The organism is Amorphoplanes friuliensis DSM 7358 (genome assembly GCF_000494755.1).
GTDB classification, from domain to species: domain Bacteria; phylum Actinomycetota; class Actinomycetes; order Mycobacteriales; family Micromonosporaceae; genus Actinoplanes; species Actinoplanes friuliensis.
Map to the genome: position 1 here is coordinate 3417168 of NC_022657.1, position 12487 is coordinate 3429654.

Annotated in this window: 12 protein-coding genes and 1 pseudogene; 9 read left to right on the plus strand and 4 right to left on the minus strand. The window is 70.9% G+C overall.

Going from position 1 to position 12487, the window contains the following annotated elements; all coding sequences use genetic code 11:
* The first annotated feature begins 3 nt into the window (after positions 1–3).
* The 3 genes from AFR_RS46775 to AFR_RS15920 are packed head-to-tail and all read left to right on the plus strand — an operon-like array spanning position 4 to position 1275.
* Positions 4–432: a hypothetical protein gene (locus AFR_RS46775; protein ID WP_023361506.1), complete on the plus strand. Its 429-nt coding sequence runs from the start codon at positions 4–6 to the stop codon at positions 430–432.
* Positions 425–973 carry an SMI1/KNR4 family protein gene (locus AFR_RS46780; protein WP_023361507.1) on the plus strand — a complete coding sequence of 183 codons (549 nt, stop codon included), beginning with the start codon at positions 425–427 and terminating at the stop codon, positions 971–973. The genes AFR_RS46775 and AFR_RS46780 overlap by 8 nt, the downstream gene beginning before the upstream one ends.
* Before the next feature lie 20 nt (positions 974–993).
* The gene (locus AFR_RS15920) at positions 994–1275 is read left to right on the plus strand and encodes a DUF6881 domain-containing protein (RefSeq protein WP_023361508.1); all 282 of its coding nucleotides are present in this window, start codon (positions 994–996) and stop codon (positions 1273–1275) included.
* A gap of 240 nt (positions 1276–1515) precedes the next feature.
* On the opposite strand, the pseudogene AFR_RS46095 reads toward AFR_RS15920, so the two are convergent.
* Together AFR_RS46095 and AFR_RS15930 are read right to left on the minus strand one after the other, a co-directional pair.
* A pseudogene (locus tag AFR_RS46095) lies at positions 1516–1755 on the minus strand (chromosomal replication initiator protein DnaA); the annotation flags it as partial.
* 22 nt (positions 1756–1777) lie between these two features.
* Complete coding sequence (locus AFR_RS15930) at positions 1778–2782, minus strand: aldo/keto reductase (protein WP_023361510.1); 1005 nt, start codon at positions 2780–2782, stop codon at positions 1778–1780.
* A gap of 89 nt (positions 2783–2871) precedes the next feature.
* Between AFR_RS15930 and AFR_RS15935 the strand changes: the two genes are divergently transcribed.
* The 4 genes from AFR_RS15935 (at position 2872) to AFR_RS15950 (ending at position 6688) form a co-directional block, all read left to right on the plus strand.
* On the plus strand, positions 2872–3456 hold the full coding sequence (locus tag AFR_RS15935) for a TetR/AcrR family transcriptional regulator (protein ID WP_023361511.1): 585 nt from the start codon (positions 2872–2874) through the stop codon (positions 3454–3456).
* Positions 3457–3569: 113 nt separating this feature from the next.
* Positions 3570–4619, plus strand: coding sequence for a tripartite tricarboxylate transporter substrate binding protein (locus AFR_RS15940; RefSeq protein WP_023361512.1), 1050 nt, complete (start codon positions 3570–3572; stop codon positions 4617–4619).
* Positions 4620–5144 carry a tripartite tricarboxylate transporter TctB family protein gene (locus AFR_RS43655; protein WP_052359400.1) on the plus strand — a complete coding sequence of 175 codons (525 nt, stop codon included), beginning with the start codon at positions 4620–4622 and terminating at the stop codon, positions 5142–5144.
* Positions 5141–6688 carry a tripartite tricarboxylate transporter permease gene (locus AFR_RS15950; RefSeq protein ID WP_023361514.1) on the plus strand — a complete coding sequence of 516 codons (1548 nt, stop codon included), beginning with the start codon at positions 5141–5143 and terminating at the stop codon, positions 6686–6688. The genes AFR_RS43655 and AFR_RS15950 overlap by 4 nt, the downstream gene beginning before the upstream one ends.
* A gap of 40 nt (positions 6689–6728) precedes the next feature.
* Here AFR_RS15950 and AFR_RS15955 read toward each other — a convergent pair whose 3' ends face one another.
* Positions 6729–7682, minus strand: a complete 954-nt coding sequence (locus AFR_RS15955; RefSeq protein WP_084298049.1) for a Bug family tripartite tricarboxylate transporter substrate binding protein — start codon at positions 7680–7682, stop codon at positions 6729–6731.
* A 100-nt stretch (positions 7683–7782) separates the two neighbouring features.
* Here AFR_RS15955 and AFR_RS15960 point away from each other — a divergent pair, with 100 nt between their 5' ends.
* Together AFR_RS15960 and AFR_RS15965 are read left to right on the plus strand one after the other, a co-directional pair.
* On the plus strand, positions 7783–9342 hold the full coding sequence (locus tag AFR_RS15960; protein ID WP_023361516.1) for a sensor histidine kinase: 1560 nt from the start codon (positions 7783–7785) through the stop codon (positions 9340–9342).
* Positions 9339–10007, plus strand: coding sequence for a response regulator (locus AFR_RS15965; RefSeq protein ID WP_023361517.1), 669 nt, complete (start codon positions 9339–9341; stop codon positions 10005–10007). Before AFR_RS15960 ends, AFR_RS15965 begins: the two co-directional genes overlap by 4 nt.
* A 31-nt stretch (positions 10008–10038) precedes the next feature.
* On the opposite strand, the gene AFR_RS15970 is transcribed toward AFR_RS15965, so the two are convergent.
* Positions 10039–12345 carry a tetratricopeptide repeat protein gene (locus AFR_RS15970; RefSeq protein WP_023361518.1) on the minus strand — a complete coding sequence of 769 codons (2307 nt, stop codon included), beginning with the start codon at positions 12343–12345 and terminating at the stop codon, positions 10039–10041.
* Positions 12346–12487 lie beyond the last annotated feature (142 nt).

Here is a 12487-nt window from a genome sequence, read left to right on the forward strand (position 1 = left end):
GGTATGCGTACCAGAGTTGAGTTGGCCGGCTCGGAGGAACGGGTCCGCGAACTTGCGGACCTCCTCACCGGGCTCCGGGACCATCGTGACGATGACCCGGAAACGGCGCTCCTGGCCGCCCCCGACTGGCTCTTCGACGCCTTCAAGCCGGAACGCACGATGGAGGAAGCGGAGGCGTGGCTCGTGCAGTGGCGAGCCGCGCCTGACAAGCTCGCCTTCGAACGCGACTCGGGCTGGACGGCCTCCGGCTGGCTGCACTGGTTCTCGGCCGACAACGACCTCTGGCGTCTCGGCGAGATCTCCGTCGACGAGGCGGGCAGTCGACTCGTGGTCGCCCTGGAGCACGACGACGACCCGATCCCGTTCGAGGCCCTCCGCTGGCTCGCTCTCACCGCGGGTCTCCGGCTCGGCGACGAAACCCGCGTTGCCTGAACCGACCGGCCAGGAGATCCTCGAATTGCTGCGCCTCGTTCCGCACGCGCCGGGTGACACCCCGTCACCCGGCGCGACGGAGGAGCAGGTCGCAGCCGTTCAGGCCCGGTATCCGATGGCGTTGCCGCCCGCCTATCTGGAGTGGCTGCGTCTGTGCAACGGCTCGATGAGCGGGCCGGGTGGGATCTACGGCGTGGGTGTCGGCAAGGAGTGGATCGACGCCCTGGTGGTTCTGGACGGGCATCCTGGGTGGGCCGAGCTCGGCTGGGTGCCCGTGGCCGGCGACGGGAACGGCAACACCTACGTGCTGGACGCCTCGCGCAGTCACATCGACCGGGACGCGGTCTTCTTCGTCGACGCCATGGGCGACGGTGGCTTGACGTATCTCGCCGGCAGTTCGCTGATGGTCTCCTTTCGTGGCTTGCTGCGGAAGGAGGCTCGTGAGGAGGACCGGTGGCCGTTCGACGCGAACTACGTCAGCGCGACCGACCCTCACATTCTTCTGGTCCGCGATGCCGGGCTGCTGCCCTGGTTCAGCTGACCGGAGTAGGAGTGAAGCTGATGCAGTACATCCACGTGAGCTGGGTGCATGACTACGTGGACGAGCCGGTCGAGCTGCTGTCGGAAGTGGATGGGGACGGCGACGAGGTCAGGCGCGTGCAGATCTTCCGGGACGGACGCCTGGAGTGGGCTGATGGGCTCGGGGGCACCGATGTGGGAGGGCTCAGCGAGGTGCCCATCGATCTGGAGGAGATCCGCCGGCAGCCGGGCGAGTTTCTCCTGACGGTGATCGACCGGCAGCGGTTCGAGCAGGAATGGGGACGGGCCGGCGGACGTCGTTGAGCTGCCTGGTCAGGTTGTCTGGGCGGCGTGGGCGATGGCTCGGCGGAGGGTGGCCAGGGAGATCTGACGCTCGTCGTTCATCTCGGTGAGGCCGAGTTCGATCCATTCGCGGATGAGCTGGGAGAACGGCACGCCCGCCTGGTCGGCGGCCTCGCGCAGGCGGGCGTCGAGGGTGACCGGCAGGCGGACGCCGCGGGTCACCATCGGCTCGGGTTCCGGTGTGGCGGGTTGGGCGGAGGACTGCACCGTCACGGCGATCTGGATTCGGCGGTCGAGGTGGTTCGCGAGGGCGTCGACGATTTCCGGGCGTAGCCGTGATTCGATGACGTCGCGGGTGAAGGCGTCCGGGACCGACAGCAGGGCGGTGTCCTCGACGATGGCGTGGAGGCGGGTCAGGCGCAGGTAGGCCCGTTCCCGCACCGGCACCCGGTCGGTCAGTTCGTCGGTCACCGCGGTCCAGAGCTCGTTCAGGTCGGCCATGAAGCGCACTGTACAACGATCGTTAAACGCTCCGGCGGCGCAGGGCGGGCTGCAGGACGGCCGGCGGAACGTACGCCTGGTCGAGGCGGGTGACGTCGGTGCCGGGCGGGACGATCTTGTCGATGCGGTCGAGGATGTCGTCGGTGAGGGTGACGTCGATGCCCTCGAGGAGGTTGTCGAGCTGGTCCAGGGTGCGGGCGCCGAGCAGGGTGCTGGTCACGCCGGGGTGTGCGGTGGTGAAGGCCATGGCGAGGTGGGTCAGCGGCAGGCCGGCCTCCTCGGCCAGCGGCACGAGTTGTTCGACGACGTCGATGCGGCGTTCGTCGTTGAGGTGCTGGAAGTAGCGGGCGCGGCTGAGGTCGTTCTGCTGTCCCCGGCGGACGCGGCCGGTGAGCATTCCCTGGCCGAGGGGGCCCCAGATCAGGGTGCCGAGGCCGTAGCGCTGGGCGGCGGGCAGCACGTCGTTCTCCGCGCCGCGGTTGAGGATCGAGTACGGCAGCTGTTCGGTGTGGAAGCGCTGCAGCCCGTGCTGCCGGGCGAGCCACTGGGCGTCGGCGATGTCGACGGCCGGGGTGTTCGACGAGCCGATCGCGCGGACCTTGCCGGCGCGGATCAGGTCGGTGAGGGCGGACAGTGTTTCCTCGAGGTCCGTGCCGGGGTCGAGCTGGTGGATCTGGTAGAGGTCGATGTGGTCGGTCCGCAGGCGGCGCAGCGAGTTCTCGACGGCGGTCATGATCCAGCGCCGCGAGGTGCCCTGCTGGTTGGGGTCGGTGCCGGTGGGCCGGCCGAACTTGGTGGCGAGCACGACGGTGTCCCGCCGTCCCTGCAGTGCCCGGCCCACGACCTCCTCCGAGTCGCCGTAGGCGTCCGAGGTGTCGATCAGGTTGAGGCCGGCGTCCAGCGCCCGGTGGATCACCCGGATCGAGTCCTCCGGGTCGGGGTTGCCGATCGACGTGGCGAACATCAGGGCACCTAGTGCGTACGGGCTGACCTTGATGCCGGTCCGGCCCAGGGTGCGGTAGTGCATGAGCGTCTCCTCGCGGGTACTGTCGACGAAGCGGAAAGTCTTTCCGAAACTATACGGAAAAGCTTTCCGGATAAGCAAGGGAGTCTGACGTGTCCGACGACACCGCGGTTTCGAATGCACCGCGCCGGAAGCGCACCGACGCGCGCCGCAACGTCGAGTCGCTGCTCGACGCGGCCAAGACGGTCTTCGCCACGTCCGGCGTCGACGCGCCGGCGAAGGAGATCACCGATCTGGCGGGAGTCGGCGTCGGCACGCTGTACAGGCACTTCCCGCAGCGCGCACACCTGATCAAGGCGGTCCTCGAGCGCGAGATCGACGCCTGCGCCGACGCAGCTCCGGTGCTGGCGGCCGCGCATCCGCCGGGTGTCGCACTCGTGAAGTGGCTCGACCGGCTGGCCACGTTCGTGGCGACCAAACGGGGGTTCGCCACGGCACTGCACTCGGGTGATCCGGCGTTCGACGGGCTCTCCGCGTACCTGCTGGAGAAGCTGGGGCCGGCTCTCGGGGGGCTGCTCGACACGGCGACCGCGGCCGGTGAGGTGCGGGCCGCGGTGAGCCCGAAGGACTTGCTCTACGCGGTGGCCAAGCTGTGCGCGCCGCTGCCGGACGAGGCGCCGGACTACGGGCGTCGCATGGTCGCTCTGCTCGCCGAGGGGCTGCGCACGGGACCATAAAGGCCAAAACGAACACCGCGACCCAAAGGGTGACGGCGCGGGCGGGGAGACGCAGCATCAGCGCAACACACGCGCAACGGCGCGGTAATGCGTGGAGCTGAGGAGGATCGCCCGTGAGGACCCTGGTTTGCCCTGCGCCGACCGTACGGTCGGGCCGGATCCTGGCCGCCACGGCGGTGGCGATCCTCGCCGCCGCGACCACGGCCGGGTGTCAGAAGGACACCGCCGGCGGCAGCAAGAACGCCGGCGGCACGACCACCTATCCAACCAAGACGGTGCAGCTGATGGTGCCGGCCGCGCCCGGTGGTGGCTGGGACCTGACCGCCCGGACCATGCAGAAGACGATGACCGACGGCAAGCTGACCGACCAGGCCGTCGAGGTCTACAACGTGACCGGCGCCGCGGGCACGATCGGCCTGGCGCAGCTGGTCTCCAAGAACCAGGGCGACGCCCACCACCTGATGGTCATGGGGCTGGTCATGGTCGGCGGTGTCGTGGCCAACAAGTCGCCGGTCAAGCTCGACCAGGTCACGCCGATCGCGACGCTGACCGCCGAGCAGGAGGTCATCGTCGTCCCGGCCGACTCGAAGTACACGACGCTCAAGCAGCTGATGGACGATGCGAAGGCCAGCCCGGCGTCGATCAACTGGGGCGGTGGCTCCGCCGGGGGTACCGATCAGATCCTGGTGGGGTTGCTGGCCAAGGCGGCGGGTGCCGACCCGAAGGCGATGAAGTACGTCGCGTACTCGGGCGGCGGTGAGGCCAAGGCGGCGCTGCTGGCCGGGGATCTCACGGCGGCGGTGTCCGGGCAGAGCGAGTTCAAGGACCTGGTCTCCGCGGGCAAGGTCCGGGCGCTGGCGGTCTCCGGGGCCACCGGCGTCGACGTCGGCGGCGGGAAGCCGGCACCGACCATCAAGGAGCAGGGGCTCGACGTCGAGCTGATGAACTGGCGGGGTGTCGTGGCGCCGCCCGGCATCAACGCCGCGGACAAGACCGCGGTCACCGCGTTCGTCGACAAGCTGCACTCGTCGCCGGACTGGACGTCGGCCATGCAGGCACAGGGCTGGGAGGACTTCTACAAGAGCGGGGACGCGGCGGCGGCCTTCTTCACGAGCGAGAACGAGCGCATCACGACGGTGCTGACCGACATCGGGCTGGGCTAGATGGACGCACCCGTCCGGGCGGCGAGGTCCCACGTGATCCTCGCCGCCGTCCTGCTCGTCGCCGGTCTGCTGCTGCTCTGGTCGGCGGTGACGGCCGAGGGGGACTTCGGTCTGCAGGGACCGCGCCTCGCACCGGTCGTGGTGACCGCGGCCTGGGTCGTCGTGTCGGCCTTCTACCTGGTGACGCAGCTCAGGCCGCAGCAAGTCGAAGAAGAACAGCTCACACCGGAGATCGCGGCGGAAGCCCCCGCGGACGTGACCGAGGAGAACGAAGAGGAGGAGCACAAGCCGGGCTGGTGGGCTCCCGCCGGCGTCCTGGCGGCTCTCGTCGGCTTTGCGATCGCCCTGGAATACGCCGGGTTCGTCGTCTCCGCCGCGCTCTTCACCGTCGTCACCGCCCGGGTCCTCGGCAGCCGCAACCTGATCCGTGACGGCATCGTCGCGATCGTGCTGCCGGTCGCGGTCTACCTGAGCTTCACGCGGTTCCTCGACATCTTCCTGCCCGCGGGGGTGTTCCCGCTGTGAACGTCTTCGGTGACCTGCTCTCCGGGTTCGGCACGGTCCTCACCCCCGAATACCTCCTGTACGCGGCCATCGGCGTCACCCTCGGCACGTTTGTCGGTGTGCTGCCCGGCATCGGCCCCGCGCTCACCATCGCGCTGCTGCTGCCGGTCACGTTCAGCCTGGACGACCCGATCGGCACGTTCATCATGTTCGCCGGCATCTACTACGGCGCCATGTACGGCGGGTCGACCACGTCCATCCTGCTCAACACCCCGGGCGAGTCGGCGTCGGTGGCCACGGCCATCGAGGGTTATCAGATGGCGCGGCGGGGCCGGGCCAAGGCGGCCCTGGCGACGGCGGCGATCGGCTCGTTCGTCGCCGGCACGATCTCGACGCTGCTGCTGAGCCTCTTCGCCCAGCCGGTGGCCAGACTCGCGACGACGTTCCGCGCGGCCGACTACTTCGCACTGGCACTGCTGGCGATGGTCGCCGTCACTGCGCTTGTCGGCCGTTCCCTCGTACGCGGGCTGATGTCCCTGATCTTCGGTCTGTTCCTGGCTCTGGTGGGGATCGACGGGCTGACCGGGCAGGCGCGGTTCACCTTCGGCACGATGGAGCTGCTGGAGGGCATCGACATCGTGGTGGTGATCGTCGGGCTCTTCGCGATCGGCGAGACGCTCCACGTCGCGAGCCGGTTGCGCAGTCTGCCCGAGCACGTGACGCCGCTGGAACCGGGCTCGTCCGGGCGCGGCTGGCTGAGCCGTGACGACTGGCGCCGCTCGTGGGGGCCGTGGCTGCGCGGCACCGCGGTCGGCTTCCCGTTCGGCGCGCTGCCGTCGGGTGGTGCCGACGTCCCGACGTTCCTGTCGTACACGTACGAGAAGCGGCGCTCGAAGAACCGCGCGGAGTTCGGCAAGGGTGCGATCGAGGGGGTTGCCGGGCCGGAAGCCGCGAACAACGCGGCGTTCTCCGGTGTGCTGGTGCCGCTGCTGACCCTCGGGATCCCGACGTCGGCGACCGCGGCGGTCATGCTGGCGGCGTTCCAGATCTTCAACCTGCAGCCGGGCCCGCAGCTCTTCGACCGCTCACCCGAGCTGGTCTGGGCGCTGATCGCCTCGCTCTACGTCGGCAACGTGCTGCTCCTCGCCCTGAACCTTCCCCTGATCCGCGTCTGGGTCAAGGTCCTCCAGATCCCCAGGCCCATCCTGTACGCGGGGATCCTCGTCTTCGCCACCCTCGGCGTCTACGCGGCGACCGGCAGCGTCAACCAGGTCTTCATCGCGTACGGGGTGGGCGTGATCGGCTTCGGCATGCGCCACTTCGACTTCCCGATCGCACCGGTCATCCTCGGGCTGATCCTCGGGCCGATGATGGAGCTCCAGTTCCGCCGCGCGCTGGTGCTCTCGAACGGTGACCTGACCGTCTTCTTCACCCGTCCTCTCACGGCGTGCCTGCTGGCGCTGGTCGTGGTGGCGGTGCTGGTGCCGTACCTGCCGCGGATCGTGGCGCGGCTGCGCGGCCGTCCCGCCGAGGCGAAGCGGCTGTCCTTCGCCGAGGACGACTGAGCAGGGCGCTGCCCCGGCCGCCACCGGGGCAGCGTCCGTTTCACGGGCGGGCTGTCACTCCGAGGCGGTCCAGGACTCCCGCCACGCGGCGGCTCTCGTCGGCCATGAAGGTGGCGAAGGCGTCACCGGCCAGGTAGGCGTCGGTCCAGCCGAAGCGGGCACGCGCACCGGCCCACTCCGTGGATGTGGCGAGCCGGCCGATGAGAGTGCGCAGCTCCTCGGTGTCCGGTGCGGACAGGCCGGGTGGCGCGACCATGCCCCGCCAGTTGTTGACGACGATGTCGTACCCGGCCGAGCGTACGGTCGGGACGGCGACGCGGGGGACCGGACCTTCGCTGGTCACGGCGAGCGCTCGCAGCTGACCCGACTCGATCTGGTCGGCGTACTCGCTGAGCCCGGACAGCGCAAAATCCACTTCCCGCCCGAGAATCGCCGCGAGCAGATCGCCACCGCCGTCGTGCCGGGTGTACGCGACACGGGCCGGGGACAGGCCGACCGCCTCGGCGAACAGCATGGTGGCCAGGTGATCGGGCCCGCCGACCGCCGAGCCGCCGCCGGCCCGCAGACCGGTGTCGGCGCGCCAGCCCTCGATCAGCTCGTCCAGCGACCCGAACGGCGAGTCGCGGCGGACGACCACGATCGCCGGCTCCTGCACGAGACGGGCGACGGGTGTGGCGTCGGCCAGGATCATCGGCGGTCCGGCGGCGAGCTCGGCCCCGACCAGCCCCAGACCCATCAGCATGACCAGGTGGTTGTTGCCGTGCTCGTACGCGAGCCGCCGCAACCCGACGACCCCGCTCCCGCCCGGCAGGTTGAACACCTCGACACCGCGGGCGATGCGGGACGCGTCCAGCGCGCGGGCCAGCACCCGGGCGGTGATGTCGTACCCGCTGCCGGGCGGGTTCGGCACCATCAGCCGCAGGTCGGCCTCGGGCGCGGCGCACCCGCCGAGCGTCAGGCCCAGCGCACCCGCGAGCATCGTCCGCCGCCGCACCCCCGCATCCAACCCCGATCCGGCGTACGGCGCCAGCAGGCGCCCTTGCGCCCGCGCCCGGGACGCACTTGGCTGTGGACACCGGACAGGGAGGTCCAAGGTGAGACAGCGCCTGTCGCTCGCCGGCCAGCTGCTGATCCTGCAGCTGGCGATCGTGCTGCTGGTCGTCGGCGCCGTCGCCGCGGTGTCGATCACGGAGGCGGACGCCGCGTTCCGCCGTGTCGAGGGTGAACGGTTGCGGTCCGTCGGCGAGAACACCGCGATCAACCGGACCGTACGCCTGGGCCTGGGTAACCCCCTCGGCCGCGAGGCGCTGGAGACCGTCGCGGAGAGCGCCCGCGCCGTGTCCGGGGCTTCGTACGTGATGGTCACCGACGCGGCCGGCACCATCGTGACCGGCCCGGACGCGGGCCGCACAGCGCCGATGGGCGACAGCACCGGGCTGACCGGCCGGTCGTGGGTGGGTGTCAGCACCGAGGGCGGCAAGTCGCTGACCGCGCACGTGCCGGTCCTCGACGAACGCGACGGCCGCTTCCTCGGCCTGATCATCGTCGGCCGCACCTACCCGACCCTGGCCGACCAGCTCACCGCCGCCCTGGCCAACCTCCTCACCTACCTCGTCCTGGGCATCGTGCTGGGTGTCGGCGGCTCGCTGCTGCTGGCCCGCCGGGTCAAACGGCAGACCCTCGGGCTCGAACCGCGGGAGATCACCGGCCTGGTCGAGCACCGCGAGGCGATGCTGCACGGCATCAAGGAGGGCGTGATCGGCACGGACTCGGCGCACCGCGTCACCCTGGCCAACGACGAGGCGATCCGGCTGCTCGGCCTGCCCGCCGACGCGGTCGGCCGCTCCCTGCACGACCAGGACCTCGAACCGGCCCTGCTCGACGTGCTCACCGGGCGGTCGGAAGGGATCGACCAGGTTGTGCTCAGCGACGACCGGGTGGTGGTCCTCAACCGGCAACCGGTTGTCATGCGCGACCGGACCGTCGGCTCGGTGACCACCCTGCGCGACCGCACCGAGCTGACCGCGCTGCGCCGGGAACTCGACGTCAGCCGGCACACCACCGACACGCTGCGGGCGCAGGCCCACGAGTTCGTCAACCGGTTGCACACCATCGCCGGCCTCGTCGAGCTGGGCGAGCACGACGAGGTGGTCCGCTACATCACCCGCACCAGCGAGCTGCACGAGAGCCTCGACCGCGAGGTGACCGAGGTCGTCGGCGACACCGCGCTGGCCGCCCTGCTGATCGCCAAGGCCAGCCTGGCCGGCGAGCAGGGCGTCACCCTGTCGATCGGTGACGGCACCGACCTCCCGCCGGTCAGCGACCGCCTCTCCGCCGACCTCGTCACCGTCGTCGGCAACCTCGTCGACAACGCCCTCGACGCGACCGGCCCCGGCGGCGCCATCACCGTGACCGTGCGCGAGAGCGACGGCGAGGTGGCCGTCACGGTCGTCGACACCGGCCCCGGCGTCGACCCCGAACTGGCCGACCGCGTCTTCCAGCAGGGCTACAGCACCAAGGACGAAAAACACGGCCACCACGGCCTCGGGCTGGCGATGATCCGGCTGATCTGCGTCCACCGCGGCGGCACGGTCCAGGTCTCCGGATCCACCTTCACCGCCCGTCTCCCGTACGAGCTGGAGGCCATCTCGTGATCCGCGTCCTCGTCGTCGACGACGACTTCATGGTGGCCCGCGTGCACCGCGGCTTCGTCGACCGCGTCCCCGGGTACACGACGGTCGGTGTGGTCCACACGGGCGCGGACGCGCTCACCCAGATCGACGCCCTGCGCCCCGACCTGGTGCTCCTGGACATCTACCTGCCCGACTTCAGCGGCCTGGAGGTCCTGCGCCGCCTCCGCGAAGGCGGTAACGGCCCGGACGTCCTGGCGGTCACCGCGGCCCGCGACGTCCAGACCGTCCGCTCGGCCCTGCACGGCGGGGTCGTCCACTACGTCCTGAAGCCCTTCAGTTTTGACGTCCTCCGGGACCGCCTGGAACGCTACGCCGCGGCGTACGGAAGGCTCTCGGAGACGACGGACGTCGACCAGGCCGACGTGGACGACCTCTTCGTGGCCCTGCGCACCACCACCGCACCCCTGCCCAAGGGCCTGACCGCCGACACCTCCACCCTGATCGCCACCGCCATGCGAGCCTGCGACGGCGACCTGTCAGCGGGGGAGTGCGCCGAACGCATCGGCCTGTCCCGGGTCAGCACCCGCCGCTACCTCGAACACTTCGTCACCGCGGGCAAGGCCGAGGTCCGTCTCCGCTACGGCTCGGCCGGCCGCCCCCAGCGCCGCTACCGCTGGATCGGCTGAACCCGGCCACCGTAGGCCGGATCGCCGACGGTCAGGTCTCGAGCTCGGCCAGGGCCGTACGGGCTCGGGACTGTTCTTCGGGTTTGTCGATGTCGGTGGCGAGGGCGAGGGCTTCGCGGTGGCGGCCGATGGCGTCGTCCGTTTTGCCCTGGCCGGTGAGGGCGTGGCCGAGGCCGTTGAGGACGCAGGTCTCGCCGTACCGTTCGCCGAGGTCGCGGAAGATCGCCAGCGCCTGCTCGTAGTGATCGACGGCCTCGGCGTAGTGGCCGAGGAGGGTCTGGGCGTCGCCCAGGTTGTTCAGGGCGGTGGCCTCGCCGCCGTTGTGCTGCAGCTCCCGGAAGATGGCCAGGGCCCGGCTGTTGTGTTCGACCGCCGGTTCGGGGCGGCCGAGGCGCACGGAGACACTGCCGAGGTTGGTCAGGGTGTTGGCCTCGCCGACGCGGTCGCCGAGCTGGACAAAGCGGTCGAGCGCCTGCTGCTGGTAGGTCAGGGAGATCTCGCCCTGGCCGGAGGCGCTGTGCACGACGCCGAGGTTGCCCAGGGTGCGGGCCTCGCCCCGGCCGTCGCCGAGGTCGCGGAAGAGGGCCAGGGCGCGATTGAGGTGCCCGATCGCCTCGGGATAGCGGCCGAGCTGCCAGCAGACGACGCCGAGGTTGGTCAGGGCGGTGGCCTCGGCGACGCCGTCACCGAGGAGCCGGGCCGCGTGCTGGGCCTCGGTGTGGACGATGACCGCGTCGGCCGGGTGACCGCCGTTGTCCAGATAGGAGTACAGGATGGCGGCGAGGTGGACGGCCTGCGTGGGCCAGTCGGCGCGGGCCGCGTGCCGGCAGACCGCGACCAGGGTGGCACGTTCCGCGTCCAGCCACTGCAACGCGGTTTTCGGGTCGTCCAGGCGTGGTCCGCCCGATGGCCGGGGCGGGAGTTCTGGGCGGCGGTGGCGTTCGGCTGGATAGAGGGCATCCATCGCTGCGGCCGCACTGTGGACGTAGTGGTCGAACAGGCGCGTGAGCGCGGCCCGGCGGTCCGCGGGCCGGTCCTCGTCCTGGGCCCGGTCCGCCGCGTACGCCCGGACCAGGTCGTGCAGCAGGTAGCGACCGGCGACCGGCTGCTGCACCAGGTATTCACCGGCGAGGTCGTGCAGGTGCCCGGCGGCGGTCTCCGTGCCGGTGCCGAGCAGGGCCGCGGCGGCGTGGTCGTCGAGGTCCGGGCCGGGGTGCGCCGCGATGTGCCGCAGCAGCGTCCGCCGGGCCTCGGGCAGGTGCTGGTAGGACAGGTGCAGCGCGAGCTCCACACCGCTGTCGAGCCGGCGGTGGCGGTGGCGTTCGTCCAGCCGGTCGGCGTGGTCGGTGACCGTCCAGCCGTCACGGGCCACCATCTGGCCGGCGACCACGCTCAGGGCCAGGGGCAGATGCCCGCACCTCAGAGCCACCCTCCGGTACGCGGCCACGTCCGTCCCCAGCGCGACCTCGGGCACCGACCGGGTGAGCAGGAGTTCCGCCTCGTCCGTGGTGAACGGCTCGACGTCGATGTGCACCGGCTCGAGCCCGTCGAGGCGGCGCCGCGAGGTGACCAGTGTCAGGCTGCCGGTGCTGTCCGGCAGCAACGGCCGGACCTGGTCCTCGTCGGCGGCGTTGTCGAGCACGACCAGCGCGCGACGGCCGGCGAGGCGTTCGCGGAACAGTGCCGTCCGGGCCGGGAGCCCGTGCGGGATCTTGTGCCCGGAGACGCCCAGGAGCCGCAGGAAGCCGTCGAGGACCGCCGCGGGCTCGGCCGGTGGCTGCCCGGGGTCGGGGTGGAAGCCGCGCAGGTTGACGAACAGCGTCGTGTCGAAGCGTTCCTGGGCCATCAGCAGGTGACCGGCGTGGATCGCGAGCTGGGACTTGCCGACACCGGCCATTCCGGCCAGCACACGCACCGCGGCGTCGGGTGCCAGGAGCCGTTCGATCTCGGCGTCGCGGCCGGTGAACACGGCGATGTCGTCCGGGAGACGGTCGAGGACGCGTACCTGGGCGGCGGCCGCGGTCTCGGCCAGGATGACCCGCAGGGCCTGCCGCCAGTGGGCGAGATAGCCGGCGTCGTCGTGCAGCGCCTGCACCACGGCGACGACCAGGTCGCCGTTGATGCGCCGCCGCCCGGTCTTGAAGCAGTCCACGACGGTGCCCCGGCGGGCGAGCTCCTCGGCGGGACGCCCCTCGGCCTGCCAGCGGGCGTTGACCCGGCGGGTGATCACCTCGTACGAGGTGTCGCCGCCGAAGAGCTTGAGCGCACGCAGGCACCCGACCAGGTCGTCGAGGCTGCGAGCCGAGCCCGGATCGGGCGGATCGGACACGTGTTCCATCGGACCTCCCGGGCGGCCACGATACCAATCGGCCCGCAGTCGTACGGAATCGTTTGGATTCCGTACGGGAAGGCCGGCGGTGGGGTGGTATCAACTCCGGGTCCCGCAGCTGGTGAACGGGGGGTTGCGACGACCCGAGCAG

Excerpts from the sequence above, each read along its gene's own strand:
- AFR_RS43655 (WP_052359400.1), top strand. The coding sequence starts at position 4,620 with ATGGACGCACCCGTCCGGGCGGCGAGGTCCCACGTGATCCTCGCCGCC.
- AFR_RS46775 (WP_023361506.1), top strand. The coding sequence starts at position 4 with ATGCGTACCAGAGTTGAGTTGGCCGGCTCGGAGGAACGGGTCCGCGAA.
- AFR_RS15970 (WP_023361518.1), bottom strand. The coding sequence starts at position 12,345 with ATGGAACACGTGTCCGATCCGCCCGATCCGGGCTCGGCTCGCAGCCTC.
- AFR_RS15930 (WP_023361510.1), bottom strand. The coding sequence starts at position 2,782 with ATGCACTACCGCACCCTGGGCCGGACCGGCATCAAGGTCAGCCCGTAC.
- AFR_RS15920 (WP_023361508.1), top strand. The coding sequence starts at position 994 with ATGCAGTACATCCACGTGAGCTGGGTGCATGACTACGTGGACGAGCCG.